At 69.6% G+C, this 24456-nt stretch carries 28 protein-coding genes; 14 read left to right on the forward strand and 14 right to left on the reverse strand.

Annotation, left to right across the window (positions count from 1 at the left end; translation table 11 throughout):
• Positions 1-100 precede the first annotated feature (100 nt).
• Complete coding sequence (locus ABZ193_RS07805; protein ID WP_027935706.1) at positions 101-301, forward strand: PspC domain-containing protein; 201 nt, start codon at positions 101-103, stop codon at positions 299-301.
• Positions 302-357: 56 nt separating this feature from the next.
• Here ABZ193_RS07805 and groL read toward each other — a convergent pair whose 3' ends face one another.
• The 4 genes from groL to ABZ193_RS07825 form a co-directional block, all read right to left on the reverse strand.
• Positions 358-1989, reverse strand: a complete 1632-nt coding sequence (groL, locus tag ABZ193_RS07810; protein WP_020416957.1) for a chaperonin GroEL — start codon at positions 1987-1989, stop codon at positions 358-360.
• Between the two features lie 215 nt (positions 1990-2204).
• The gene (locus tag ABZ193_RS07815) at positions 2205-3944 is read right to left on the reverse strand and encodes a serine/threonine-protein kinase (RefSeq protein ID WP_354709302.1); all 1740 of its coding nucleotides are present in this window, start codon (positions 3942-3944) and stop codon (positions 2205-2207) included.
• 78 nt (positions 3945-4022) lie between these two features.
• Positions 4023-4229 carry a cold-shock protein gene (locus ABZ193_RS07820; protein ID WP_017985292.1) on the reverse strand — a complete coding sequence of 69 codons (207 nt, stop codon included), beginning with the start codon at positions 4227-4229 and terminating at the stop codon, positions 4023-4025.
• Positions 4230-4323: 94 nt separating this feature from the next.
• Positions 4324-4911 carry an AIM24 family protein gene (locus tag ABZ193_RS07825; RefSeq protein ID WP_020416959.1) on the reverse strand — a complete coding sequence of 196 codons (588 nt, stop codon included), beginning with the start codon at positions 4909-4911 and terminating at the stop codon, positions 4324-4326.
• Between the two features lie 69 nt (positions 4912-4980).
• Between ABZ193_RS07825 and glp the strand changes: the two genes are divergently transcribed.
• Positions 4981-6204, forward strand: coding sequence for a gephyrin-like molybdotransferase Glp (gene glp / locus ABZ193_RS07830; protein ID WP_354709303.1), 1224 nt, complete (start codon positions 4981-4983; stop codon positions 6202-6204).
• Positions 6205-6267: 63 nt separating this feature from the next.
• Here glp and ABZ193_RS07835 read toward each other — a convergent pair whose 3' ends face one another.
• The gene (locus ABZ193_RS07835) at positions 6268-6477 is read right to left on the reverse strand and encodes a hypothetical protein (protein ID WP_037322861.1); all 210 of its coding nucleotides are present in this window, start codon (positions 6475-6477) and stop codon (positions 6268-6270) included.
• 215 nt (positions 6478-6692) lie between these two features.
• On the opposite strand from ABZ193_RS07835, the gene ABZ193_RS07840 reads away from it, so the two are divergent.
• Positions 6693-7412 carry a phosphatidylserine decarboxylase gene (locus ABZ193_RS07840; protein WP_020416961.1) on the forward strand — a complete coding sequence of 240 codons (720 nt, stop codon included), beginning with the start codon at positions 6693-6695 and terminating at the stop codon, positions 7410-7412.
• Positions 7413-7414: 2 nt separating this feature from the next.
• Positions 7415-8368: a CDP-diacylglycerol--serine O-phosphatidyltransferase gene (gene pssA, locus ABZ193_RS07845; protein ID WP_020416962.1), complete on the forward strand. Its 954-nt coding sequence runs from the start codon at positions 7415-7417 to the stop codon at positions 8366-8368.
• Here the strand turns inward: pssA and ABZ193_RS07850 are convergent.
• The gene (locus tag ABZ193_RS07850) at positions 8365-8637 is read right to left on the reverse strand and encodes a hypothetical protein (protein WP_354709305.1); all 273 of its coding nucleotides are present in this window, start codon (positions 8635-8637) and stop codon (positions 8365-8367) included. The two genes, pssA and ABZ193_RS07850, sit on opposite strands and share 4 nt — an antisense overlap.
• Here ABZ193_RS07850 and ABZ193_RS07855 point away from each other — a divergent pair.
• Positions 8612-8956: a nitroreductase family protein gene (locus ABZ193_RS07855; RefSeq protein ID WP_354709306.1), complete on the forward strand. Its 345-nt coding sequence runs from the start codon at positions 8612-8614 to the stop codon at positions 8954-8956. The genes ABZ193_RS07850 and ABZ193_RS07855 overlap by 26 nt on opposite strands.
• 256 nt (positions 8957-9212) lie before the next feature.
• On the opposite strand, the gene ABZ193_RS07860 is transcribed toward ABZ193_RS07855, so the two are convergent.
• A complete protein-coding gene (locus ABZ193_RS07860) occupies positions 9213-10148 on the reverse strand; it encodes a zinc-binding dehydrogenase (protein WP_354709308.1) in 936 nt (311 codons plus the stop codon).
• An 84-nt stretch (positions 10149-10232) separates the two neighbouring features.
• Between ABZ193_RS07860 and ABZ193_RS07865 the strand changes: the two genes are divergently transcribed.
• Complete coding sequence (locus ABZ193_RS07865) at positions 10233-10826, forward strand: TetR family transcriptional regulator (RefSeq protein WP_354709309.1); 594 nt, start codon at positions 10233-10235, stop codon at positions 10824-10826.
• Positions 10827-10830: 4 nt separating this feature from the next.
• Positions 10831-13068, forward strand: a complete 2238-nt coding sequence (locus tag ABZ193_RS07870) for an AAA family ATPase (RefSeq protein ID WP_354709310.1) — start codon at positions 10831-10833, stop codon at positions 13066-13068.
• Between the two features lie 52 nt (positions 13069-13120).
• On the opposite strand, the gene ABZ193_RS07875 is transcribed toward ABZ193_RS07870, so the two are convergent.
• Together ABZ193_RS07875 and ABZ193_RS07880 are read right to left on the reverse strand one after the other, a co-directional pair.
• Positions 13121-13792, reverse strand: a complete 672-nt coding sequence (locus ABZ193_RS07875) for a LytR C-terminal domain-containing protein (RefSeq protein ID WP_354709312.1) — start codon at positions 13790-13792, stop codon at positions 13121-13123.
• On the reverse strand, positions 13789-14106 hold the full coding sequence (locus ABZ193_RS07880) for a DUF3263 domain-containing protein (RefSeq protein WP_020416968.1): 318 nt from the start codon (positions 14104-14106) through the stop codon (positions 13789-13791). The genes ABZ193_RS07875 and ABZ193_RS07880 overlap by 4 nt, the downstream gene beginning before the upstream one ends.
• 128 nt (positions 14107-14234) lie before the next feature.
• Between ABZ193_RS07880 and ABZ193_RS07885 the strand changes: the two genes are divergently transcribed.
• Positions 14235-14789: a peptide deformylase gene (locus tag ABZ193_RS07885; protein WP_017985307.1), complete on the forward strand. Its 555-nt coding sequence runs from the start codon at positions 14235-14237 to the stop codon at positions 14787-14789.
• Positions 14790-15336: 547 nt separating this feature from the next.
• Here ABZ193_RS07885 and ABZ193_RS07890 read toward each other — a convergent pair.
• Both ABZ193_RS07890 and ABZ193_RS07895 read right to left on the reverse strand, forming a co-directional pair.
• A protein-coding gene (locus tag ABZ193_RS07890) for an IS3 family transposase (protein ID WP_354709313.1) occupies positions 15337-16496 on the reverse strand; the annotation gives its coding sequence in 2 pieces (ribosomal slippage) (positions 15337-16208 and positions 16208-16496; 1161 coding nt in all).
• A 204-nt stretch (positions 16497-16700) separates the two neighbouring features.
• Positions 16701-17564 (reverse strand): nucleoside triphosphate pyrophosphohydrolase family protein, encoded by an 864-nt coding sequence (locus ABZ193_RS07895; RefSeq protein WP_354709314.1) that lies wholly within the window; start codon positions 17562-17564, stop codon positions 16701-16703.
• A 110-nt stretch (positions 17565-17674) separates the two neighbouring features.
• Between ABZ193_RS07895 and ABZ193_RS07900 the strand changes: the two genes are divergently transcribed.
• From ABZ193_RS07900 to ABZ193_RS07915, 4 genes are read left to right on the forward strand one after another with little or no spacing between them, the layout of a single operon-like run.
• A complete protein-coding gene (locus ABZ193_RS07900; protein WP_354709315.1) occupies positions 17675-17947 on the forward strand; it encodes a phosphopantetheine-binding protein in 273 nt (90 codons plus the stop codon).
• A gap of 10 nt (positions 17948-17957) precedes the next feature.
• The gene (locus tag ABZ193_RS07905) at positions 17958-18332 is read left to right on the forward strand and encodes a helix-turn-helix transcriptional regulator (protein ID WP_354709316.1); all 375 of its coding nucleotides are present in this window, start codon (positions 17958-17960) and stop codon (positions 18330-18332) included.
• Positions 18329-19309: an ImmA/IrrE family metallo-endopeptidase gene (locus tag ABZ193_RS07910; RefSeq protein WP_354709317.1), complete on the forward strand. Its 981-nt coding sequence runs from the start codon at positions 18329-18331 to the stop codon at positions 19307-19309. Before ABZ193_RS07905 ends, ABZ193_RS07910 begins: the two co-directional genes overlap by 4 nt.
• Positions 19302-20093: a hypothetical protein gene (locus tag ABZ193_RS07915; protein ID WP_354709318.1), complete on the forward strand. Its 792-nt coding sequence runs from the start codon at positions 19302-19304 to the stop codon at positions 20091-20093. The genes ABZ193_RS07910 and ABZ193_RS07915 overlap by 8 nt, the downstream gene beginning before the upstream one ends.
• A gap of 13 nt (positions 20094-20106) precedes the next feature.
• On the opposite strand, the gene ABZ193_RS07920 is transcribed toward ABZ193_RS07915, so the two are convergent.
• Positions 20107-21261, reverse strand: a complete 1155-nt coding sequence (locus ABZ193_RS07920; RefSeq protein ID WP_354709320.1) for a nucleotide kinase domain-containing protein — start codon at positions 21259-21261, stop codon at positions 20107-20109.
• A gap of 36 nt (positions 21262-21297) precedes the next feature.
• On the opposite strand from ABZ193_RS07920, the gene ABZ193_RS07925 reads away from it, so the two are divergent.
• Both ABZ193_RS07925 and ABZ193_RS07930 read left to right on the forward strand, forming a co-directional pair.
• On the forward strand, positions 21298-21612 hold the full coding sequence (locus ABZ193_RS07925) for a hypothetical protein (protein WP_354709321.1): 315 nt from the start codon (positions 21298-21300) through the stop codon (positions 21610-21612).
• A 513-nt stretch (positions 21613-22125) separates the two neighbouring features.
• Positions 22126-23040 (forward strand): trypsin-like peptidase domain-containing protein, encoded by a 915-nt coding sequence (locus ABZ193_RS07930; RefSeq protein WP_039791290.1) that lies wholly within the window; start codon positions 22126-22128, stop codon positions 23038-23040.
• Here ABZ193_RS07930 and ABZ193_RS07935 read toward each other — a convergent pair.
• Both ABZ193_RS07935 and ABZ193_RS07940 read right to left on the reverse strand, forming a co-directional pair.
• Positions 23037-23588, reverse strand: a complete 552-nt coding sequence (locus tag ABZ193_RS07935; RefSeq protein WP_354709323.1) for a Uma2 family endonuclease — start codon at positions 23586-23588, stop codon at positions 23037-23039. The two genes, ABZ193_RS07930 and ABZ193_RS07935, sit on opposite strands and share 4 nt — an antisense overlap.
• A 64-nt stretch (positions 23589-23652) precedes the next feature.
• Positions 23653-24375 (reverse strand): alpha/beta hydrolase, encoded by a 723-nt coding sequence (locus ABZ193_RS07940; protein ID WP_354709324.1) that lies wholly within the window; start codon positions 24373-24375, stop codon positions 23653-23655.
• Positions 24376-24456: the final 81 nt, after the last annotated feature.

Consider the following 24456-nt stretch of genomic DNA (forward strand, 5'->3'; position numbering starts at 1 on the left):
GACCTTAACCGTCCCGGAGCACCCTGGCCCAGAGGTTTCCGGGTGCGCTCCGGGTTCGTCCCCGATGTGCTGACCACCCGCCGCGGCCGACGATGGGGACATGACGAACACAGTGACCACGAAGAAGCTCCGCCGCAGCTCGACCGACAAGATGATCGCCGGCGTGGCGGGCGGCTGGGCCGACCTGCTCGGCGTCGACGCGGCGATCATCCGCATCGTCCTCGTCGCCGCGACCCTGCTCGGGTTCGGTGCGCCCATCCTGCTCTACGCGATCTGCTGGATGCTCATGCCGCAGGAGTAGCGCAGCAAAAAGCCCGGATGCGCTGTGCGCACCCGGGCTTTCGCCGGACTAGTGGATCAGAAGTCCATGCCGCCCATGCCACCGGTCGGGTCGCCACCCGGAGCGGCAGCAGCCTTCTCCGGCTTGTCGGCGACGACGGCCTCGGTGGTCAGGAACAGGCCCGCGATCGAAGCCGCGTTCTGCAGCGCCGAACGGGTCACCTTGGCGGGGTCGATGACGCCGGCCGCGACCAGGTCCTCGTAGTCGCCGGTCGACGCGTTCAGGCCGTGGCCCTCCGGCAGACCCTTGACCTTCTCCGCCACGACGCCGCCCTCGAGACCGCTGTTGACCGCGATCTGCTTGAGCGGAGCCTCGACGGCGACCTTGACGATGTTCGCACCGGTCGCCTCGTCACCCGAGAGGCGCAGGCCCTCGAAGGCAGCCTTGGACGCCTGCAGCAGGGCCACGCCACCACCGGCGACGATGCCCTCCTCGACGGCGGCCTTCGCGTTGCGAACGGCGTCCTCGATGCGGTGCTTGCGCTCCTTGAGCTCGACCTCGGTGGCGGCACCGGCCTTGATGACGGCCACGCCGCCGGCCAGCTTGGCCAGCCGCTCCTGCAGCTTCTCGCGGTCGTAGTCGGAGTCCGACTTCTCGATCTCGGCGCGGATCTGGTTCACGCGGCCCTGGATCTGGTCCGCGTCGCCGGCACCCTCGACGATGGTCGTCTCGTCCTTGGTGATGACGGCCTTGCGGGCCTTGCCCAGCAGGTTCAGGTCCGCGTTCTCCAGCTTGAGGCCCACGTCCTCGGAGATGACCTGGCCACCGGTCAGGATCGCGATGTCCTGCAGGATGGCCTTGCGGCGGTCACCGAAGCCCGGAGCCTTGACGGCGACGGACTTGAAGGTGCCGCGGATCTTGTTGACGACCAGGGTCGCCAGGGCCTCGCCCTCGACGTCCTCGGCGATGATCAGCAGCGGCTTGCCCGACTGCATGACCTTCTCCAGGACCGGCAGCAGGTCCTTGACGTTCGAGACCTTCGAGCCGAACAGGAGGATGTACGGGTCCTCCAGTACGGCTTCCTGGCGCTCGGCGTCGGTGACGAAGTAGCCCGAGATGTAGCCCTTGTCGAAGCGCATACCCTCGGTGAGCTCGAGCTCGAGGCCGAAGGTGTTCGACTCCTCGACGGTGACGACGCCTTCCTTGCCGACCTTGTCCAGCGCCTCGGCGATCAGCTCGCCGATGGTGCGGTCCGCAGCCGAGATCGAGGCGGTGGCAGCGATCTGCTCCTTGGTCTCGACCTCCTTGGCGGCCTTGTGCAGCTGCTCGACGACGGCCTCGACCGCCTGCTCGATGCCACGCTTGAGGGCGATCGGGTCGGCACCGGCGGCCACGTTGCGCAGACCTTCGCGCACGAGCGCCTGGGCCAGCACGGTGGCGGTGGTGGTGCCGTCACCGGCTACGTCGTCGGTCTTCTTGGCGACTTCCTTGACGAGCTCGGCCCCGATCTTCTCCCACGGGTCCTCGAGCTCGATCTCCTTGGCGATGGAGACACCGTCGTTGGTGATCGTCGGCGCGCCCCACTTCTTTTCGAGCACGACGTTGCGGCCACGGGGGCCAAGCGTCACCTTGACGGCGTCGGCCAGGGTGTTGAGTCCGCGCTCAAGCCCGCGGCGGGCGTCCTCGTCGAACGCGATCAGTTTGGCCATTGGGGTGTTGTCCTCCGGTAGTGGTCGCTGCCATGACCTGCTTCAGGACTGGCAGCAGGACACTTAGCTCGGCCAGGCTCGGTGCCCGCGACGGACGACCTGCTCGGTGCTCCGAGCCGGCCTCACCGTCCCGACCATTGGTGCGTTGGCACTCGACACCGCCGAGTGCCAACGCCTGTTTAGCACTCTCCGGGGGCGAGTGCAAGAACCGCACGTCAGGGGCTCGGTTTGATGGAGATCGTCGCGGGGGGCGGGCCGCCACCGGTGGACGGGCCGGTCGCGCCGCCGGTGGGACCGACGGGGATGTTGGGCGCGGTGGTCGGCGCGGGCGCGGAGCCGCCGCCGCGATTCACCAGAACGAGGGTCACGACGACCGCCGCGACGACGACGAGCCCGGCCAGGCCCGCCCACAGCCACTTGAGGCCGCCACCCTTCTTCGGCGGCTGCTGGCCGTAGCCGTAGGGCTGCTGCTGGGGCGGCCAGCCCGGGTTCCACGGCTGGCCCTGCGGGGCGTTCGGGTGGAACTGCGGCGCGGGCATGCCGGGGTGGCTTTGCATGCCGGGGTGGCCGTACGGGTTCCCGGGCGGCTGGTGGCCCGGCGGGCCGTAGGGACCCGGCTGGCCGGGGTGGCCCGGTTGAGCGGCGCCGGGGCGGCCCGGCTGGTCGCCGTGGCCCTGCGGGCCGCCGGGACCGGGCTGGTGTCCTGGGCCGGGGTGGCCACCGCTGGGGACTGCGCCCTGCTGGCCGCCAGGGCCGGGCTGACCCGGCACGCCGGCGCTCGATTGCCCGCCTGCCTGGCCGCCGCCAGGGCCGCCGGCGCCTGGCTGGCCGCCCGGACCGGGCTGCCCTGTTTGACCGGCCCCCGGCTGCCCGCCTGCCTGGCCGACGCCAGGGCCGCCGACGCCAGAGGCACCGGCGCCCGGACCACCAGCGCCCGGCTGCCCGGTACCTGGGCCACCGACACCCCCTTGCCCGGCGCCCGGACCACCAGCGCCCGGTTGGCCGGCGCCGTGCGGGCCGGGGTGGCCGCCCGGCTGTCCCGGCGGGTACGGCTGCATGCCGGCCTCCCGTGTCGCAGCCTGGGGCGGGCCCGGCGGTGTCGTCGAGGCGGCGGCCGGGCCGAGGGCCTTGCGCGCCGCGGTGATCAGCTCGACGCAGTTGTCGTAGCGGTCCGCCGGGGCCTTGGCCATGCCCTTGCGCACGACCTCGTCGACCGCGGCGGGCAGCCCCACCACGCCCGACACCGCGGGCGGTTCCACGGCCAGGTGCCCCTTGATGACCGTCGGCACGTCGCCGCTGAACGGGGGCTGCCCGGTGAGGCACGCGTGCAGCACGCACGCCAGCGCGTACTGGTCGGTGCGCCCGTCCAGCGGCTCCCCGCGCAGGTGTTCCGGCGCGGCGTAGGTCGGCGACCCGAGGAAGTCGCCGCCACGGGTGCGGTGACCGGTCGCGCCGCGCCGGGTCAGCCCGAAGTCGGCGACGTAGACGTGCTCGCGCGCCGACTCCCGGCTGGTGACCAGCACGTTGGCCGGTTTGACGTCGAGGTGGACCAGGCCGCGCTCGTGCAGGCAGTCCAGCGCGTCCGCGACCTGGTCCAGCAACCGCAGCGTGCGGTCGGGGGAGATCGGTCCGTCCGCGATGAGACTCGCCAGATCGGCCCCGTCGACGAGGCGCATGGCGATGTAGAGCATCCCGTCGAGCTCACCGAAGTCGTACAACGGCACGACGTTCGCGTGGTCCACGGCGGAGGTGTTGCGCGCCTCGTCCACGAACCGTTCGCGGAACTCGGCGTCGGCACCGAGGTGCTCGCCGATCACCTTCAAGGCCACCTTGCGGCCGAGCCGCACGTCGGTGGCCTTGTACATGACGCTCATGCCACCCTTGCCGAGCACTCCGTCTATGCGGTAGTTGCCCAGCCGGCGACCGGTGAGGTCCCCCGACACATCGCCTGTCACACGGGGCAGCCTACTGCCGGCTTCCACAGCGACGCGAAGCGTCTCCGTTGAGGGTGGTGGCGGGGAAGCGGCCGGCCCCTAGGACACCTTGCGGACGTCCGCTGCCTGTGTCCGGCCGTCCCGGCCCGCCTCGATCTGGAACTCGACTTGATCGCCCTCGTCCAGAGTGCGGAATCCGTCCGACTGGATGGCCGAGTAATGCACGAACACATCAGGTCCCTCGGGGGACGCGATGAACCCGTAGCCTTTTTCGGAATTGAACCACTTGACCGTGCCAACAGCCACGGTTTCCTCCTTGCGAAAACCACCGGGAGCCGTGCCCGCCCGGCTCCCGAAGTGGAAGTCACGGTACCGGAGAAACGCGAAGGATCAATAAGATTCAGCGAGATTTACGCGCTTGCACCAAAAGCGTGCCCGGCCCCGCGAAGTCGATCATGAGTCCTTCGCCCGTCCGGATCGACTGTTGGCCCGAAGGGTCCAACGCCCGCAGGCGGCACTGGACGCTGTCCGGGTAGGCCAGCAGGTGCCCCGGCCGCACCGAGATCAGCTCGCCCGCCGCGAGCTGGAACTGGTCCACCGGCCCGGCGCACGCGAGCACGAGCGGGCCCGTTCCGCTGTAGTGCTCCAGGAACCCGTGCTCGGCGCCGAACATCGCCTGCAGGCCCGGCCAGGAGTCGGTCCGCACCGATGCCGGGCGCGCGAGCACGGCGTGCCGCGCAACGCACCAGCCGGTGCGGCCGTCGAACTCCAGTGGGTAGACATCGCCGGCGCCGGCCGGCGCGAGGTCGAGCCAGCCGCCTTCCTTGGGCGCGGTGAACACCGACGGCGCCTTGCGCCCGCCGGCCACCTCGGTGAGGCCGAAGCTGCTCGCGAACATCGACTCGCCCCGCGCCTGCACGGCCTCGCCGGGACCCAGGATCACTCGGGCGACGCCGAACGCGGGCGTGTGCCGGGTGCGGACCTGCATGCCTCCCCCTCCAGATCAACGAGCGGGGGAAGTGTTGCACGGCCACCCCGGCGAGGCAGGATGGTCCGCGTGATTTCCGTCGACACCTACCGCGCCGCCGTCACCGAGCTGCTCGGCACCGCCGCGGCGACCGCGCTCCCGCTGGCCGAGTGCCCCGGGCTGGTGCTGGCCGAGGACGTCCCCGCGGGCGTCTCGCTGCCGCCGTTCGACAACTCGGCCATGGACGGCTACGCGGTGCGCGCGGTCGACGTCGCCTCCGCCACCGCCGCGACCCCGGTCGAACTGCCGGTCGCCGAGGACATCCCGGCCGGGCGCACCGACGTGCCGCCGCTGCTGCCGGGCACCGCGCACCGCATCATGACCGGCGCGCCGATGCCGCCGGGCGCGGACGCCGTGGTGAAGGTCGAGGACACCGACGGCGGCACCGAGAAGGTGTCCATCCGGGAACCGGCCGCGGTCGGCACGCACCTGCGCCGCACCGGCGAGGACGTCACCGCGGGCACGGTCGCGCTGCACGCCGGCACCGTCCTCGGGCCGGCGCAGCTCGGGCTGGCCGCCGCGGTCGGCCTGGACCGGCTGACCGTGCACGCGCCGCTGCGGGTGCTCGTGGTGTCGACCGGCTCGGAGCTGGTGACCCCGCCCCAGGAGCTGCGGCACGGGCAGATCTACGAGTCGAACAGCATCATGCTGGCCGCCGCGATCCGCGCGCTGGGCTGCCGGGTCGAGGTGGTGCGCAGCGTGGTCGACGACGTCGAGGAGTTCCGGTCGGCCATCGAGCCGCGGCTGGCGGACACCGACCTGGTGGCGACTTCCGGCGGGGTCAGCGCGGGCGCCTACGAGGTGGTGAAGGACTCGCTGACCGGCGCCGGCGTCGAGTTCGTCAAGGTGGCCATGCAGCCGGGCGGCCCGCAGGGCAACGGCCGGTGGCACGGGGTGCCCGTGGTGACCCTGCCCGGCAACCCGGTGAGCGTGCTGGTGTCGTTCGAGGTGTTCCTCCGGCCCGCGATCCTGACCGCGCTCGGCCACCGTCAGGTGGACCGGCTGCGGGTGCGGGCGCGGCTCACCGAGTCCCTGCGCTCGCCCGCCGGGCGGCGGCAGTTCCGCCGCGGGTTCTACTCGCACCACGACGGCGAGGTGACCGGCGAGGTCGGCCCGCGCGGCGGCCCCGGCTCGCACCTGCTCGCCGCGTTCGCGCAGGCCAACTGCCTGATCGAGCTGCCGGAGGACGTGGTCGACGCGCCGGAGGGCAGCGAGGTGGACGTGCTGCTCCTGCCGACTGGTACCTCAGTGTGACTTCTTGTAACAGTTGACCTACGACTGGTTACTGATTCGCTTGCGGAGGCTAAGATTCACCCCCTACGGCACCAGCCCGTCACGCCGGGCCGCTGGGCCGTCGGGGGGTTCAGCGGCCCGGCGCGACGAATCGAGGGCTCGCGCGCAGCGCACCAGCGCGACCGCGGTTTCGGTGGACACCAGCCGGGGTAGCGGAACACTGTCGATGTCCGCACGCCATGCCTGGAACAGCTCGGAAAGGCGCTCTTCACGGATGCGCTCCGGGGCCGACATGACGGTTCCTCTCTGCTGTTACTACGGTCTGCATCGGCCGTCGCCACGAATTGTCAGCAACGCCCGCCCCGCTCGGGGGCCCGTTCGGCGGGACGCGGAACGGGCCACGCAGACCTGGCGGTAGCGTGGATACCCGGATCGGCGAATCGGCACGCCTGGCTTGGCGTCACGGACCGGTCACACCTTGGACACGAACCAATCGGGACACCGCTTCGATGAGCAGCACTGCGCCGGACAAGGCGAGCAATCCGATCACCCATGCCCTGAACCTCGCGCGCGAGACCTTGCCACCCATGCACCCCGCCGGGCGGCCGTTCGTCGCCGGCGGGGTCGCGGCCACGCTGCTGCTGCGGCGGGCCTGGAAGCCGCTGGGCGCCGTCGGCGCGCTGGCGACCCTGGCGACCGCCGCGTTCTTCCGCGAGCCGAAGCGCGTGCCGCCGGAGCGGGACGACCTCGTCCTCGCCGCGGCGGACGGCATCGTCTCGCTGATCGAGGAGGCCACCCCGCCCGCGGAGCTGGGCCTGCCCGCCGAACCGCGGATGCGGGTCAGCGTCTTCCTCTCGGTCTTCGACGTGCACGTGCAGCGCGTGCCGGCCACCGGGGTGGTCGAGCGCGTCGCCTACCGCCCGGGCAAGTTCCTCTCCGCCGACCTGGACAAGGCCAGCGACGACAACGAGCGCAACTCGGTGCTGTTGCGCACCGAGGCCGGGCACGAGCTGGTGGTCGTGCAGATCGCCGGGCTGGTCGCGCGCCGCATTCTGTGCCAGGTCGCCGACGGCGAGAAGGTCCAGGCCGGGGACACCTACGGCCTGATCCGGTTCGGCTCGCGGGTGGACATCTACCTGCCGCCGGGCAGCGAGGTGCTGGTGCGCAAGGGCCAGCGGACGATCGGCGGCGAGACGCCCCTGGCTGCGCTGCCGGAGCGAGGAGCCTGATCATGGTCCGGGTGATGACTCCGTCGGTGCGGCTGCTGCCCAACGCGATCACGGTCCTCGCGCTGTGCGCGGGCCTGTCCGCCGCGCAGTTCGCGCTCAACCGGCAGTTCGTGCTGGCGATCGGCGCGATCGGCGTCGCGGCCGTCCTGGACAGCCTGGACGGCCGCATCGCCCGGCTGCTCGACGCGACGTCGAAGATGGGCGCCGAGCTGGACTCGCTGTCCGACGCGATCTCCTTCGGTGTCTCCCCGGCGCTCGTGCTCTACATCTGGTTCGGTGACACCTCCGGCATCGGCTGGATCGTGTCGCTGACCTTCGCCGTGTGCATCGTGCTGCGGCTGGCCCGTTTCAACACGCTCCTGGACGTGGAGAAACCGCCGTACGCGAAGGAGTTCTTCGTCGGCGTGCCCGCGCCCGCGGGTGGCCTGTGCGCGCTGATGCCGGTGATCCTGACGCTGGAGTTCGGCGAGGGCTGGTGGTCGTCGGCGCCGGTCGTCTACGTGTGGACGGTGGCGATCGCGCTGCTGCTGATCAGCAGGCTGCCGACGCTGTCGCTGAAGTCGGTCAAGGTGCCCGCGAAGGCCGCCGCGCCGCTGCTGGTCGGGGTCGGTCTCGCGGCGGCGGCGATCATCCAGTACCCGCTGATCGCGCTGGCCGTCGCGCTGCTGCTGTACCTGGCGCACATCCCGTACGCGGTGCGGCGCTACCAGTGGCTGGCCAACCACCCCGAGGCGTGGGGCGTGCCGCTGCGCGAGCGCCGGGCGATCCGGCGCAGCACGAGCCGCCTGCGCCTGCGGCGGCCGCGGATCCGCGTGGCGGGCAACCAGCGGCTCGGCGTCCGCCGGACGCCGGACCACGTGGTGCGCGGGGTGCGCACGTACCCGGCCGCCGAGAGCCAGGACCGCTCCCGCCGCCGCAGCTGGCGCCGCATCGGCCTGCGCCAGCGCAACCGCTAGCGCAGGCCCCGGACGAACAGGTCGAGCTGGTAGCGGAAGTCCTGCACGCCGTCGATGCCGGCCAGGGCGGGCATCACGCGGTGCAGGTTCGGGTGCCGCTGCGGCGTCACGGTGCGGCGGAACCACTCGACGGCCGGGTGGCGGTTGAGCGTCTCGAACGCGTTCAGGCCGAGCGCGCGCAGCCGCTCGTCCCACGGCAGACCCGCGCCGCGATGCCGTCCATCAGGTCCTGCTTGTGCGCAGATGGACGCGGACGAGCTGCTGACCACCACCCGCTCGGTGCGGCGGAAGCTGGACCTGGACCGGCCGGTGGAGCAGGAGGTGATCACCGAAGGCCTGCGCGTCGTGATGCAGGCGCCGATCGCGGGCAACCAGCTGGACGCGATCCGCTGGCTCGTCGTCCGGGACCCGGAGCTGAAGGCCCGCGTCGCCGGGCCGGTCCGCGAGGTGGGTGAAGCGGCCCAGCGCCAGTACGGCCACCTGGTCGCGCCGCGCTCGCTCGCGTCGGCGAAGTTCCTGCTGGACAACATCCACCGCGTCCCGGCGCTCGCGTTCGCCTGCCTTGGCCGGGCGGCCGGACGGAGCTGACCGGGTTCTACGGGTCGATCGACCCGTAGAACCCGGAGCTTCCAGCTGGCGCTGCGCGCCCGCGGCCTCGGCAGCACGATCACCGGCTACCACCTGTTCGGCCACGAGGAGGAGGTCGCGCGCCTCCTCGGCATCTCCGAGGGCTTCACCCAGGTCGCGTTGCTGCCGGTCGCCTACACGACGCAGAAGGACTTCCAGCCCGCCGCGCGACCACCGGTCGAGGAGATCACCTACCTCGACCGGTGGGGCACCCGCGTCAGCTGACCTCCAGGACGGCCTTGCCGCGCAGCCGGCGACCGAGCAGCGCCGCGGTCGCCTCGGCATGCCGGGACCAGTCGCCGCGCCAGGTGATCCCGGCGTCGAGGCGGCCCCCGGCCACCTCGGCGGCGAGCCAGGTGAGGTCCTCGGTGAAGTCGGTCCGCGGGTCGGCGAGCAGGAAGAACGTGCTGATCGACCGGTCGTGGCGGCCGTCGGTGGGCACGAACGCGCCGACCGGGAACACGACGTCCTCCCCCGCCGAATGCCCGACGCTGACCAGCCGGCCGCCGGCGCGCAACGCCGTGAACGCGGCCACCATCTGCTCGCCCTCCACGTTGTCGAGCACGCCGTGGACGGGCCGGCTCACCTCGGCCGGGTGCTTGATCACCTCGTGCGCCCCGAGCGCTTCGAGCACGCTCACCTGAGCCGGATCCGCGCTGACCGCGACGACCTCGGCGCCCGCCCGAGCCGCGAGCTGCACCGCGAAGCGGCCGACGCCGCCGGACGCCCCGGTGATCATGATCCGCTTGCCCAGGGTCTGCCCGAACCGCCGCAGCACGTGCAGCGCGGTCAGCCCGGCCACCGGGATCGTGCTGATCGCGCCGCCGTCCGCCCCCTCCGGCACGGTGCCGATCGCGGTGGTCCGCACGGCCCGCAGTTCGGCCCAGGCGCCGGTCATGCCGAGCGTGATCACACGCGTTCCGGCGGCCGGTCCCGAGCCATCGGCGGCGGCCCGCACCACCACGCCCGTCGCGTCCCAGCCCGGCACGCTCCCTTCGGGCAGCTGACCGGTGTCCACCATGAAGGCCTCGCCGTAGTTGAGCGAGACGGCCTCGACCCGCACCAGGGCCTCGTCCGGCGCGGGCACCGGATCGGGGGCTTCGGCCAGCACCAGCCGGGATTCCGCGGATCGGTCGACGACGAGCGCACGCATGTTCTCTCCTCCGAAAGCGATCTCGTGCCCATAGTGCCACTGAGTGGCACTTGCCATCAAGGCGCATCAACTAGACTGATCGCGATGACCACGACCGAGCAGTCGCTCCCGCTGCGGGAACGCAAGAAGCTGCGCACGCGCCAGGCGCTGGCCGAGACCGCCGTCGCCATGTTCACCGAGCGCGGCTTCGACGCGACCACGCTCGACGAGCTGGTCGACGCGGTCGAGGTCTCCAAGCGGACGTTCTTCCGCAACTTTTCGTCCAAAGAGGACGTCGCGCTCACCGCGATCAAGCAGCTGTGGGAGACCTACCTCGGTGTGCTCGCGGAGCGGCCGCCGTCCGGGCCGCTGCTCGGCGTACTGAAGGACGCCCTGCTGACGACCCTCGCCAGGCTGGACGACCACTGGTACCGGCAGTTCCTGCCGACGGTCCGGCTGACCGAGGGTTGCGCCGCGCTGCACGCGCACTCGCTGCGGTACTGCGCGGAGGTCAAGTCCGAGATCGTCCGCGTCCTCGGCGGCGGCCCCGATCTCGAGTTGCGGCTGCTGGTCGAGGTCGTGGTCGGGACGTGGAACTGCGCGCTCGCTGAGTGGAGCCCGTCCGGCGAGCGGGACCTGCTGCCGGTCCTCGTCAACCGCGCGTTCGACACCCTTCCGGCCGCGCTCGCCCTAGAGTGAGGGCGTGAGCGCGCCCCAGATCACGTTGACCATCCGGCACACGCCGTCCGCACTCGACACCCGGCGCGGCATCGTCCGCCTGCATCCGGAGGTCCTCGACGCGCTCGGCCTGCGCGCCTGGGACGCCGTGCACCTCACCGGGGCCCGGGTGAGCGCCGCGCTCGCCGCGCCCGGCGACGCGTCCGGGACGCCCGGGTTCGTCTTCGCCGACGACGTCACCCTGTCCAACCTCGGCGTCACCGAGGGCTCGGAGGTCGTGGTCGCGCCCGCGGACGTCACGCAGGCCCGCTCGGTCACCGTCGCCGGGTCGCGGCTGGCCAGCGCGTCGGTGTCGCCGAACACGCTCCGGCTCGCGCTCACCGGGAAGGTCCTCACGGTCGGCGACGCGGTGTCGCTCCTCCCGCAGGACCTCGCCCCGGCTCCGGGCTCGGACGTGACGACCGTGCGCGGCCAGCTGTCCCGCGCGATCGGCGCCGGCTGGACCACCGAACTGCTCACGGTCACGGCGACCGAGCCCGGCGGACCGGTCGTGATCTGCCCGTCCACCGTGGTCAGCTGGCGGGACGGCGCCCAGTCGAGCGCCGAGTCGAGCGTCCAGTCGAGCGCACGGTCGAGCGCACCGGCGACGGTGGCCCCGCGCGTGGAACCCGAGGTGATCGCCGAGCCGGAGGAGCCCGCCCCGCCGGTCAGCGACCTGTGCGGCGCGCAGGACCAGGCCCGCACGCTGGCCGAGTGGGTCGACCTGACGTTCCGCCGCCCCGACCTGCTGGCCAGGCTGGGCACCTCGGCCCGGCTGGGGGTGCTGCTGTCCGGCGCGGAGGGCGTGGGCAAGACGACGCTCGTCCGGTCGGTCGCCGCGGCCGAGGACCTGCGCCTGGTCACGCTGGCCGCGCCGTCGATCGCCGTGCTGGAGCCGAACGCGATCGCCACCCGGCTGCGCGAGGCGATCGACCAGGCCGCCGCGGGCGGTCCGGCGGTGCTGCTGATCACCGACATCGACACGCTGCTGCCGGCGACGCAGCCGCCGCCCGTCGCGACCGTGGTGCTGGACGAGCTGCGTGGCGCGCTGACACGCCCGGACCTCGCGGTGGTCGCCACCACCGCCCGCCCGGAGGCCTGCGACCCGCGGTTGCGCGCGGCCGACCTCCTCGACCGCGAACTCGCCATCCCGCAGCCGGACGCCCGGATCCGCACCGAGCTGCTGCGCGTGCTGCTGCGCGACGTGCCGCTGGAATCCACTGTGGACCTCGGCGGCATCGCCGACCGGACACCGGGTTTCGTGGCCGCGGACCTGCTGGCGCTGCGCCGCGACGCCGCGGTGCGGGCCGCGCTGCGGCAGCGGGAAGTCGAGGAGCCGCGCATCTCGCAGCAGGATCTGCTGGACGCCCTGCAGTCGGTGCGCCCGATCTCGATGTCCACGTCGGACAGCCTGGCGACCGGCGGGCTGACGCTGGAGGACGTCGGCGACATGACCGACGTCAAGCAGTCGCTGACGGAGGCGGTCCTGTGGCCGCTGCGGTACCCGGACTCGTTCGCGCGGCTGGGGATCGCGCCGCCGCGCGGGGTGCTGCTGTACGGGCCGCCCGGTGGCGGCAAGACGTTCCTGGTGCGGGCGCTGGCCGGCACCGGCGCGCTCAACGTGTTCGCGGTCAAGGGCGCCGAGCTGCTGGACAAGTGGGTCGGCGAGTCGGAGCGGGCGGTGCGGGAGCTGTTCCGCAAGGCCGCCGACGCCTCGCCGTCGCTGGTGTTCCTGGACGAGATCGACGCGCTCGCGCCGCGCCGCGGCCAGTCCGGTGACTCCGGGGTGTCCGACCGGGTGGTCGCCGCGCTGCTCACCGAGCTGGACGGGGTCGAGCCGATGCGGGACGTGGTCGTGCTCGGCGCGACCAACCGGCCCGAGCTGGTCGACCCGGCCCTGCTGCGGCCCGGGCGGCTGGAACGGCTGGTGTACGTGCCGCCGCCGGACGCGCAGGCGCGGGCCGACATCCTCCGTGCCACCGCCCGGCACACCCCGCTGGCGTCCGATGTGGACCTGGACGAGGTGGCGGCGAGCCTGGACGGCTACTCGGCGGCGGACTGCGCGGCGCTGATCCGGGAGGCCGCGCTCACCGCGATGCGCGAGTCGCTGGAGGCCGCCGAGGTGACGGCGGCGCACCTGGAGACGGCACGCAAGGCGGTGCGGCCCTCCCTGGACCCGGCGCAGCTGGCCGCGCTGGAGGCCTACGCGAAGAACCGGGCCTGACACGCGGAAAGGGCGGCCGGTAGCGCCGGCCGCCCTTTCCGGAAACCCGGGTTCAGGAACCCTTGACCTGCGAGCCCTTGTAGTCGTTGGTGACGATCACGATGACACCCGGGCTCGCGTCCTGGATGCCGTCGAACCGCGGCTCGACCTTCATGCCGAACGCGGTGGCCAGCGAGCGCGCCGCGGTCTCCTCGTCCGTGCCCGGCGTGTAGTACACCGTCGTCGTCGGGATGATGCCCTGCGGGTAGTTGCCGACCTCGACGACGTTCCAGCCGTTCGCGCGCAGCTCGTTGGCGGCGCGGGCGGCCAGGCCGTGGATCGTGCTGTTGTTGTAGACCCGCACCGGCACCCACTTGGCGGCGGTCTGGTCGGCGGCCGCTCCGCCGTCGCCCGCGCCAGGGGCGCCCGTCGTGCCGCCCGGCTGGGTCGCCGTGCCACCGGGCCCGCCCGGCGTCGCGGTGTCCGTCGGCTGCCCCGGCGGCGGCGTTTCGGAGGTCGGCGGGACCGGGCTCGGCGGTGTCGGCTCCATGGGGGTCGCGCCCGTGGTCTCGGTGGGCGCTGTCGTCCCGTCCGTGGCCGTCGGGCTCGGCGCCGCGGTCTGGCCGTTGTCCCCGTCGCCGTTCAGCGCGGTGATGCCGCCGATCACGACCGCCACGAGAGCGACCCCGATCAGCACCACACCGGCCAGGCGCAGCGGGCGGGACAGACCCTGCAGAAAGTTCATAGCGCTTCGATCCCCAGTCGCCGGGCGACCCGTTTGCGCTGCCGCGCGGAGCGCATCTTGCGCAGCCGCTTCACCAGCATCGGGTCGGCGCGCATCGCTTCCTCTTTGTCGAGGAGCTGGTTGAGCAGCTGGTAGTACCGGGTGGGCGAGAGGCCGAACTCTTCGCGGACGGCCTGTTCCTTGGCCCCCGCGTAGCGCCACCACTGGCGTTCGAACGCCAGCACCTTGAGCTCACGGGGCGTGAGCCCGCCCTCGTCGCCGGTGGGCTCGGGCGACGGCCGGTCGCCTCCGGCCATCGACTCCGCGGCGTCCATCTGACTCCTCAAGTCGCAAACCACACGGTTGTGATCCCGCGGGCGCCATTCAACCACGGGTCGAGGGTCCGGTTGTGGGATCACGGCCCGGCGCGTCACGGCTCGTCCGCTGGGTACGATCGCGGATTGTGACCATCCACCCGATCCGGATCGCCGGCGACCCGGTGCTGCACAACCCCACCCGCGAGGTGGAGAAGTTCGACGACGAGCTGCGCACCCTCACCGACGACATGTTCGAGACCATGTACGCCGCCGAAGGGGTGGGGCTGGCGGCCAACCAGATCGGCGTCGACCTGCGTGTCTTCGTCTACGACTGCCCCGACGACCAGGGTGTGCGGCACAAGGGCCTGGTGGTCAACCCGAAGCTGGAGACCTCCGAGATCCCGGAGACCATGCCCGACCCGGACGACGACTGGGAGGGCTGCCTGTCCGCGCCCGGCGAGTCGTACCCGACCGGGCGGGCGAGCTGGGCCAAGGTCACCGGCTTCGACCTCGACGGCAACCCGATCGAGGTCGAGGGCACCGGGTACTTCGCGCGCTGCCTGCAGCACGAGACCGACCACCTGGACGGCTACATCTACCTGGACCGCCTGGTCGGCCGCCACGCGCGCGACGCGAAGCGCATGCTCAAGCGCAACAAGTGGGGCGTGCCCGGCCTGTCCTGGCTGCCCGGCTCGGAGTGAGCTTTCGCCCTCGGTGAACGAGAGGGCTTTCCGCGTGCCCGGACGCGTCGACGACGATGGACAGCGGCTTCGTGACGTGGTACTGGCACCTGTCGCCACAGGCATGGTGGCCAGCACGCTAACGAGCTCGCCGGTGTCGGGAAGACGGTTTGAAATGGCTCCTCAATCCGTACTCCGGCGGCCCGCAACGTCTCGATGACCGCACCAGCCCAGGACGTCTCGTCTTCCTGCGAGGCGATGTCGATCACCGCCCTGCAACTGAGGTCGCACACCCTGCACCCATGTGGCATCGGCCTAGTTGCACGAGCGCGGGGCGCGGCTGGCGCACCGTCGGCCCCAGCCATCGAACACGAACTAGGACTCCGAGGACACTGCTCTCATGCGCCCCAGAAACGCGCGGCATCCCACCGCAACGGTTCTGCAATGTCACTAAGGGGCCTGCACGGGACGCGGTCTCGGATCCCTTGCCCGGGTGTGGCGCACTCGCTGACGCGACGCCACACACGGGACTGCCCAGAGTTCGGTTGACTCCGGTTTTGTGGGTGGGTCAGGCCGCGTCAGCGGCGTTGAGCAGTGTCTCGAACTCGATCGGAGTCAGTCGCCCCAGGGTGTGTTGGCGGCGTCGGCGGTGGTAGGTGGTCTCGATCCAGGTGACGATGGCCAGGCGTAGTTGAGCCCGGGTGGGCCAGCGTCGGCGGTTGAGCACGTTCTTTTGCAGGAGGCTGAAGAAGGATTCCATCGCGGCGTTATCGGCGCAGGTTCCGACTCGTCCCATTGATCCGCGCAGGCCGGCCGCGCGCAGCTCGCGCTGGTAGACGTGTGAGCGGAACTGGCTGTCGCGGTCGGAGTGCACCACGGTCCCGGCCGGTTCGCGCAGCGTCACGGCGTGGCGTAGCGCGGCAAGGGCAAGGTGGGAGGTCATGTGCGAATCGATGGAGTAGCCGACGATCCGTTTGGAGCAGGCGTCTTTGACCGCGCAGAGGTAAAGCTTGCCCTCGCCGGTGGGATGTTCGGTGATGTCGGTCAGCCAGAGCTGATCGGGCCGCTGGGCAGTGAACTCGCGACGGACGAGGTCATCGTGCACGGGTGGCCCGGGGCGTCGGTGGCGCCCTCGTTTGCCGGCGTGCACTGACCACAACCGCTGCTGGGAACACAACCGGCCGACGCGGTTGCGCGAGGCCCGCCAGCCCGCGGCGGCGAGTTCGTCGGCGATGAACCGGTAGCCGAACTCGGGGTCATCGTGGTGGATGTCGATCGCGGCGTTGATGAGATGAGCGTCGTCGTAGTCGCGGTCACTGACCGGTTTGACCTTCCACTTGTAGAAGGCCTGCTTGGAAAAGCCCAGCACCCTGCAGGTCACCGTGACGGGGATGCCGTCGCCGGCGAGGTCGAGGACCAGCGGGTACATCATTTTGGGAGCACGTCACGCGCGAAGTAGGCGGTCGCGCGGCGCAGGATCTCGTTCTCCTGCTCCAGCTGCTTCGTGCGCCTGCGCAGCTCCCGGTTCTCCGCCTCCAGGTCTCCGTGCGGGGCTGAACTCGGGCGGTCGGCGCTGACGCCGTCCTCGCGGTCGGCGATTTTCAGCCACCGTGACAGGCAGGACTCCGAGATTCCGAAACTCCTCGCGACCTGCGCGACCGACTGGTCGCCCTGACGGGCGACCGCGATCACGTCACGACGGAACTCCTTCGGGAACGGCTTCGGCACGATCCTCATCCTTCCAGCAAGGCCGCCGGCCTCACAGATCAGGAGTCAACCGAAACCTGGGCAGACCCCACCGACGTCCTGGAGCAGCTACCGGCCGACCACGCAACCGTCTCGACCTCCAGAGCAACGTTAAGTGAAGCAGATGGCGCTGGCCGAATGTCACTTGAGACGACCTGCCCGACGGACGCAGCTCCTACCGATGTCTCACACCAAGCGAAGGGTACGAGCGTCGGCATCAAGCTCCACCACACCCCCTTTCGCACGGTTGAGATTCCGCCATACTTCGAATCCCGTGAGTATCGCTAGTTCCCAATCTGCGGAGCGCAGCACGCTGACTTCGAGGCCGCCGACAAGGGAGCGGACAGTATCGAGCATTTGCTGATCGACATGCTTGACGCCATCAAGGTAGTCGTGGGCGGAGGCGTAGGCGAACACCAGGGCCGAGATGCCCTCCTCGATGGCGACCGCCCGGCCACCATCCTCGGCTTCGTCGGTAGCCGGGTCTGACCTGCGCTTGCGGCGCATCAAAGCACGCATCACCGGCGACCAACCCAGTACCGCGGCATACGCGAGATGGAATGCATCGTGAAACCGGTAGCCGTCCTCCACCCGAGCAGCGTCGGTGAGCGGATCACCGAGGGTGGCACCGTTCCAGGTCATCACGCTGGCGGTGCGCCCGTCACCCAGCTCCCGCAGCTGGAACTCAATCCTTGCTTGACGTGGCAACTGCTCGTGCTCAGGGAATGCTCGATCGAAGGGTTCGATGTTCACTGAGGGGCGCCACCGGTCCTTGACCTTGTCCAGGTTAGCGACGGCTACATCGTCTAGGTCCAGGTCGAACTTCTCACACAGGTCTGCTACATACCAGAGGACGTCGCCGAGTTCTTCGCGCATTCGGATCTTGAAGGTGAGGTAGGCGGCACCATCGCGCCGCAGTTTTTTGTACTCCGTGGCGACCGAGCCGGCCTCGCCAGCGAGCCCAAGAAGACCGATGACCACCGCTCCCAGGTCCGAGCCGGGCCGCTGGTCGGTTCGGACGGCCGCCTTTTGATAGTCGGACAGCTGCACTGCACCCTCCCTGGAGTTGTTCGACGACAAACCTTGTCGGATACTCCGACAGTGTGCGATAGTAGGACAGTGCTTGTCGGAACACAAGACAACGGACGGAAGGGTTGCGTGTGGCACCAACACAGGCAGAAGTCGAAGAGCTGATCTTGGAACTCCTAGCCGAGGAGACAGACACTGACCCCGAGTCCCTTCGCGAGGAGTTGCTCGCCGAGGGCTCGGACATGCCGTTTAGCTCAGTTGTGCTGGTGCAGTTCGTAGTGGAACTGGAGCAGCGTTATGGGGTTCGTGTTCCCGACTCGACGGTCGCCGCGAATGCCTTGAGGTCGGTGTCCACGTTCGCGCAGCTGATCGTGTCGCTGACGGACGACAACAACCCAACCTGAGGAGATCAACGTGGACAACATCCCCGAAGATGCTGAGATGAGCGATTGGGGCAAACTCGGCCGCAAACTCAAAGAAGTACGGGAGTATCTGAATCTGTCTCAACAGTACGTGTCGGACCGGACGGGCATACCGCGCTCCGCCGTCTCGGACATCGAGCGAGGTGAGCGCAAGGTGGATAGCCTGGAGTTGAAGAAGCTTGCCGGGCTGTACCGAAAGCCGGTCGGGTACTTCCTCGACGAGGAGGGGGCGTCTTCGGCCGGCGATCATGCGATTGCCGCCTTGATGCGTAACCTGACGAGCCTGACTGAGGAGAACCGCAAAGCGGTGCAAGCGTTCGCCGAGTTCCTCGCCATGGACAAAGCTAGCGGCGGGAACCGAAGTTGATCAGCACCTGGCGTCAGGCGCATCGTGTCGCTCAGCTCGCGGCAACGCACGCGAGAGAGGATCTCGATGTGCCGCCGGACAGCTACGTCGATGTCGTCGCCGCGATCCGCCGCGCCGACATCGCGCTGATGTTTCGCGAAATGCCCGGCCATTTTGGCACGTACATCTCTCCGGCTACCCATGGTCCAGGAATTTTGATCAATTCAAGCTTGTCAATGCCGACAGTTCGACACACCGCCGCACACGAGCTGGGTCACCACCAGTTGCGACATGGCGACACGGTCGACCTCAGCCTCGATCTATGGGAGTCACAGGCGCCCGGCGTGTGGACCGGTACCGAGATGTCGGCAGAAGCCTTCGCGGCGTGGTTTCTGATGCCAAGACCTGCTGTGCTGCGCGGCCTCCGGCTCCTGGGTAAGGATAAGCCGCAGTCAGCCCAAGACGCGTACCGCCTCGCGACGCTGCTTGGCGCGTCGTTCCGCGGCGTGTGCCGCCACCTCGTGAACCTTGAGCTGGTAGGGGCGACGACCGCGTCTATATGGGCAAGAGCGGGCCGCGCGCGAGTACGGGCGAGCCTGGCAGGACCCTACGCTCAGGTCTCCAATGGCGAGGTCCACGTGCTCGACACGGGAATGCGTGACGCGACCGTGCACGTCGCCCCCGGCGATTTGCTCATCGCCACGCCGACAGTTCACTCCGAGTTGAGAGCGTTCCCTCGCGATGTCGTCGGCCTAGCGCAAGTTGAGCTCGATGACGCCGTTGAGGGGCAACTCGACCTCCTCGCCGAGGCTCGCATCACTTGCTGGCGTGTCACCACTGAGCTCAGCGCGCCTGTGCGCCTGGGATCGGACTCTGCCACAGGAGGATGGTCCGTACTGGTCGAACCGACAGTAGTACGCGACGGGATCGACTTGACCTGGCTCGAACGCCACCAAAGCGACAGACCCACCACACTGGAGGAGCGAACGGATGATTAAGCCGATTCAGGCAAGCACTGTGTCGGAAGCGTGGTATCGCGCGGTGACCGCGACACGCGCCACTGCTGATAACAAGGTCTTCCACCTCGTCGTCAGCATCGAAGATCCGATCGCCGAACACGAGGCGGCCCGCCAGGAGGTGGACAAGCTGCTCGCCAACCGGGGCCTGCAGACGATCGACACAGTCGCTAACACGATCATGCCGACGGCATTAGCTCAGTTGTGCGACACGCACGAGGAACTCGTCGAGAAGTACCGCGCCCGCTACGAGGTGATCCAGCGCTTTCCCAAGAACTCCTGGGGAACGTACTTCGGCCGACTCGTCGCTTACCCCATCGGCAGCGGCAAACATCCGGCACCCGTCGACCAACTCGCGCCCGTCATCAAAGCGCTGCATGGGGACCGAGTGATACGCGCTCAGTACGAGACTGCGGTGGCCACCGCCGGAGACGCAGCCAGACCGTCGGAAATCAATGATCCAGGAATCTTAATCCACCATCCCTCTCGGGGGCGTCATGGCCGCGGCGGTCCCTGCTTGAGCAACATCGCGTTCCAACGCGAAGCCGACCGGGTTCACGCCGTCGCGCACTACCGCAGCCACTATCTAGTTGAACGCGCTTACGGCAACTATCTGGGGCTGGGTCGGCTCGTCCGCTACGTCGCAAAGCAAGCCGGACTCAACGTGGGGCACCTGACGGTTGTAGCAGGTTACGCCCAGATTGACGGTCCCCTGTCCGACCTCGACCAGACATTGAGCCGCATATCCGATCATCCAGCAACCTGAAGAAGGCTCTCGTTCAACCCAGTTTTAGCTGCAGCGAGTTCTCCGGCACTGGATCCGATCGGAGACGATTCACGATCTCGGCCCGTAACGACGCTCGCCCTGCCGAGTGTTTTATCAGGTCATTAATTCCCCATTTTGGGGGAAACCAGGCCGCGACGGGCGCCGGGTCGCGACGGAACGTCTGTTTGATCCGGGTCCTCCCCGACAATCCCATAACCTGCGGGTGCGCCACGCGCGCGTACTTGTCGACCTCGCAGAACAAATTCTGACAGTCGATCAGCTGCAGCCGCCTACCCCACAGGCCCGGGAAGGACAACCCAAGCCGGGCGAAGTGCGCTTCTTGCTGATCGGCCATATAACGGATGATCTCGTGCTCAATCCCGGCCGAGGCGGGACCAAAACACTTTCTGATTCCGTCGCGAGCCCCAGGTCCTGGGACAACGAACTCCATCTCGTCGAAGTCCAGACCCGCAGAGTAGTTCAGGTCGATAAGGTACTGGTAGGCCAGAAAGTCACCCAAACCCGGAAAATTCCGGAGCACGGCGAAGGCATCCTTCATCGTGGCCGCGTCCTGGATCCGCTGCGGTGCCGACGAGCGCATAATCAGTTCGATCAACCGCAGGTGGTTGCTGTGCTTCCGCACCTCCGACAGCCGCGGCGCCGGCATCACGTAGGCAGCGGAGTACAACTTCTCCCCAGCCTGGAACGCGCCACTCAACACCCGGTTGTACGTGTCGAAACAGTACTCGGCCCATCGGACCTCACCGAGCGAATGGCTCAGCAGCTGCCACGTGGAGAGCCGATTGAACAGCTTGAAGACGATCGTACGGAAGAACACCTCCTTCCACGTTTGGTCACCGGCATAGCTCACGTTCGAGATCAAGTACTGGCTTACTCGGTCCGCTGCTCGGTAGCAGTTGGTGAAGCGGTGCCTCAGCAGGATCGGATCGCGAGTCCAGGGGCCGGGGTGACCCTCTACCCGGGCAAGGTAGACAGCTTGGCGCGCCGCCGCGAACCGCCAGTAGGTGTCGAACACCGGGCTCGGCTCTAGAACACGGCCCGCAATCTGGATCGGCGCGGCATCGACCGGTGTCCTGTCGGACTCGAGTGGCAGCATCTGCGAACCGCAGTTCGCAGCAACACCGGTGTTCAGCTGGCTAGCCATCATATGTTTATCATAGGTTATGGACGAGATGGAGTCGAGATGAGACTGCACCGCGGAAGACGGCGCAGCACGCTCGTCCACTGGCCCGAAAAGGTCGACCACCGCCTCGACCTGCTGTTACATCTCGCCAACCAGGCAGGAGAGAACACCAGCCGCGCCCAACTCCTCGCCGCCCTGGTCGCGGCGACACCGCTCGATGGCGCGAGACTGGCCCGGCTACTGCGGAAGTACCGCACGCGGGATGAGGACGCGTTCACACAAGAGGAGGAAGAAGCGCCGCCCCTTCCGCAGGGCCGACGAAAACCCGGCCCTCGCGGATCGTCTTTGGAGCCGCAGACAGCACGACAAGGATGAAGTTGTGTCTCACTCGGGCGCGTTAGCCGCCTGCACGCCCTAACTCCAGCATCTGCCGAAATCATTGATGCTCCCGCCAGCGACCTCCACCGAACGCCTGCCCGGGAAGTCCCGCTCAAGGCCCGCTGCCCAGTCGTCGGGCGGGCTGCGGAATGGGCTTGATCAGCTCAACCGGTCACAAAATGGCGGTCGCCACGGGGCTAGGCTTCGGTGTAGGACGCTCGGATTAGGCCGTGGGCCTGCCTTTCAGTCTCCTTACCGGTCGACGTGGTGCGAAACCCGATTTGCTAGGCGCAACGCTGGTCAAGCCCAACGAATGATCAGACTGGCGGGCCGAACTCATAGGCGGAGTCAATCTCACCCCACTTCGCCACGGTGTCTGCGATGTTTCTACAGCCCATCCCAGCGTCTACGACTGTGATCCCCGAACCGCTCCAGCGCCGTAGGACACGCGCGTGCCACGAGCGCATACTGGTTACGATGTAACTGTGTAATCGCGGGGTGGTGGTGGCGGTGGATGACACCGATGCCCTCGACGCCTACTCACGCTCGGTGAGCACGGTGGCCGCCGAGGTGACGCCGCACGTGGCGAGCGTGCGGCTGTCCCGGGGCAGTGGTTCGGCGGTCGTGTTCGCCGACGACGGGCACCTGGTGACGAACGCGCACGTGGTCGGCGGCGGCACGCACGGCACGGCGACGTACTCGGACGGCACCGAGGCGCGGTTCACGGTGGTCGGCGCGGACCCGTTGTCGGACCTGGCCGTGCTGCGCGCGTCGGAGGCGCCGAGCGCGGCCCGGATGGGCGACGCGGACAAGCTGGTCGTCGGGCAGCTCGTGGTGGCGATCGGCAGCCCGCTCGGGCTCGCCGGTTCGGTGACCGCGGGCGTGGTCAGCGCGCTGGGCCGGTCGCTGCCGGTGCGCACCCGCAGCGCGGGGCGGGTGATCGAGAACGTGATCCAGACCGACGCGGCGCTGAACCCGGGCAACTCGGGCGGCGCGCTGGCGGATTCGGCGGGCCGGGTGGTCGGCGTCAACACGGCGGTCGCCGGGTTCGGCCTCGGTCTGGCGGTGCCGATCAACGAGACCACCCGGCGGATCATCGACACGCTGCTGGTGGAGGGCCGGGTGCGGCGGGCGTACCTCGGGGTGGTCGGGGTGCCGGCGCCGTTGCCGGACGAGGTCGCCGAGCACACCGGGCAGCGCGCGGGGCTGCGGATCGTGGAGGTGGTGCGCGGCGGGCCGGCCGAACGGGCGGGGCTGCGGCCGGGCGACCTGGTGCTGACCGTGGGGCGCTCGCGGATCACGGACGCGCAGGACATCCAGCGGCAGCTGTTCGCCGAGGTGATCGGCACGAGGCTGGCCATCACGGTGCTGAGGAACGGCGCGATGGTCGACGTGTTCGCGACGCCGAGCGAGCTGGTGAGTTAGAAGGCCGCGGTCGCGAGCACGAGGTCGAACGGCGCGGGCAGGCGGATCTCCTCGCCGAAGGACACCTGCTCCGAGCGGCGGTAGTGCCCGTCGACGGGATCCGAGAACAGGGTGACCGACGGCTTCGGCTCGGCGTACCGGTCGATCAGGAGGTAGAGAGGCACCGGCGCCTGGGCGTAGGCCCAGAGCTTCTCGACACGATCAGTGCGGGCGTTGCCCTGGGAGACGATCTCCACCACCAGTTCCGCGGCCTCCGCCGGAACGGGCACGTTGTCCGGACGGGACAGCAGTTCGTGGTGCGGAACCACGACCAGGCCGGGCACGTAGAGCCGGCTCGCGCTCCGAATGGAGACGCCGAGCTTCTGCAGGATGGCCCGATCCTCCGGGACCGCCCGCACCAAGGCGCGATGGACCGACGCGGCGATCCTGCTGTGCCCGTTGTCGACGGGCGGCGTCAGTGTCACCCCTGCCGGGGTGATCTCCGCCCGCCAGCCCTCGGGCACGTCGAGGTTCTGCCACTCGCGAAGCCGAGTTTCCCAGTTGCCCATCCGCCGCAGCCTAGAAGGGCGTTTCCCGTGGTCAACCGCGGTCCGGCACGTCAGTCCGCGACCCTCAGGCGAGCTTCAGCAGCAGCTCGCTCAGCTCCACCGGCGTCGTGATCATGCAGTCGTGGCCCGTGGGCAGTTCCCAGACCTCCGCGGGCGTTCCGTTGGGCTGCACGGCGGGCACCGGGCGGCGCGCGAAGCCCTCCGGTTTCACCGTGCAGTGGATGTGCGTCCGCGGGATCGCTCGCGTCGCCGGGTTGTCCAGCCGCACCGGTTGCTGCAGGCAGCGCACCGGCTGGTCGGACAGCATCGTGCGCAGCCAGGCGATGTCATCAGGATCCGTGACGCCGAACAGGCCGGCCGGCGGCGGCAGCTCGGGCATCGGCGGGACGCGCCAGCCGCTTTCGGAGGCCAGCGCCAGGTCGATCAGCCCCTGGGTGACGGGCAGGACGTCCGCCGCGGATTCGCCGTCCTCCGGGACCATCGCGTCCAGGTACACCAGCCGCGCGACCCGGTCCGGCAGCTCGTTCGCCACCGACGAGATCACCAGCCCGGCGTAGCTGTGCCCGACGAGCACCACGTCGGTGAGGTCCTCCGCGCGGATCAGACCGGTCACGTCCGCGACGTGCGTGTCGAGGCCGACCTCGGGGCCGGCCAGGTGCACCGTATCGCCGTAGCCGGTCAGCGTCGGCGCGAGCACGCGGTGCCCGGCCGCCTCCAGCAACGGCGTCACCCGCGTCCAGCACTCCCCGGTGTGCCACGCGCCGTGCACCAGCAGGTAGGTCGCCATCGTTCGCTCCGATCAGAAACGGGACACTGTCCCGGTTAACATACGGGACAGTGTCCCGATTAGCTACCACCGGGTGGGAGA

The organism is Amycolatopsis sp. NPDC006125 (assembly GCF_040614195.1).
In the GTDB taxonomy this organism is placed as follows: domain Bacteria; phylum Actinomycetota; class Actinomycetes; order Mycobacteriales; family Pseudonocardiaceae; genus Amycolatopsis_E; species Amycolatopsis_E tucumanensis.

Excerpts from the sequence above, each read along its gene's own strand:
- ABZ193_RS07805 (WP_027935706.1), top strand. The coding sequence starts at position 101 with ATGACGAACACAGTGACCACGAAGAAGCTCCGCCGCAGCTCGACCGAC.
- groL (WP_020416957.1), bottom strand. The coding sequence starts at position 1,989 with ATGGCCAAACTGATCGCGTTCGACGAGGACGCCCGCCGCGGGCTTGAG.
- ABZ193_RS07825 (WP_020416959.1), bottom strand. The coding sequence starts at position 4,911 with ATGCAGGTCCGCACCCGGCACACGCCCGCGTTCGGCGTCGCCCGAGTG.
- ABZ193_RS07835 (WP_037322861.1), bottom strand. The coding sequence starts at position 6,477 with ATGTCGGCCCCGGAGCGCATCCGTGAAGAGCGCCTTTCCGAGCTGTTC.
- ABZ193_RS07840 (WP_020416961.1), top strand. The coding sequence starts at position 6,693 with ATGAGCAGCACTGCGCCGGACAAGGCGAGCAATCCGATCACCCATGCC.
- pssA (WP_020416962.1), top strand. The coding sequence starts at position 7,415 with ATGGTCCGGGTGATGACTCCGTCGGTGCGGCTGCTGCCCAACGCGATC.
- ABZ193_RS07855 (WP_354709306.1), top strand. The coding sequence starts at position 8,612 with ATGGACGCGGACGAGCTGCTGACCACCACCCGCTCGGTGCGGCGGAAG.
- ABZ193_RS07860 (WP_354709308.1), bottom strand. The coding sequence starts at position 10,148 with ATGCGTGCGCTCGTCGTCGACCGATCCGCGGAATCCCGGCTGGTGCTG.
- ABZ193_RS07865 (WP_354709309.1), top strand. The coding sequence starts at position 10,233 with ATGACCACGACCGAGCAGTCGCTCCCGCTGCGGGAACGCAAGAAGCTG.
- ABZ193_RS07875 (WP_354709312.1), bottom strand. The coding sequence starts at position 13,792 with ATGAACTTTCTGCAGGGTCTGTCCCGCCCGCTGCGCCTGGCCGGTGTG.
- ABZ193_RS07880 (WP_020416968.1), bottom strand. The coding sequence starts at position 14,106 with ATGGACGCCGCGGAGTCGATGGCCGGAGGCGACCGGCCGTCGCCCGAG.
- ABZ193_RS07915 (WP_354709318.1), top strand. The coding sequence starts at position 19,302 with ATGATTAAGCCGATTCAGGCAAGCACTGTGTCGGAAGCGTGGTATCGC.
- ABZ193_RS07920 (WP_354709320.1), bottom strand. The coding sequence starts at position 21,261 with ATGATGGCTAGCCAGCTGAACACCGGTGTTGCTGCGAACTGCGGTTCG.
- ABZ193_RS07925 (WP_354709321.1), top strand. The coding sequence starts at position 21,298 with ATGAGACTGCACCGCGGAAGACGGCGCAGCACGCTCGTCCACTGGCCC.
- ABZ193_RS07935 (WP_354709323.1), bottom strand. The coding sequence starts at position 23,588 with ATGGGCAACTGGGAAACTCGGCTTCGCGAGTGGCAGAACCTCGACGTG.
- ABZ193_RS07940 (WP_354709324.1), bottom strand. The coding sequence starts at position 24,375 with ATGGCGACCTACCTGCTGGTGCACGGCGCGTGGCACACCGGGGAGTGC.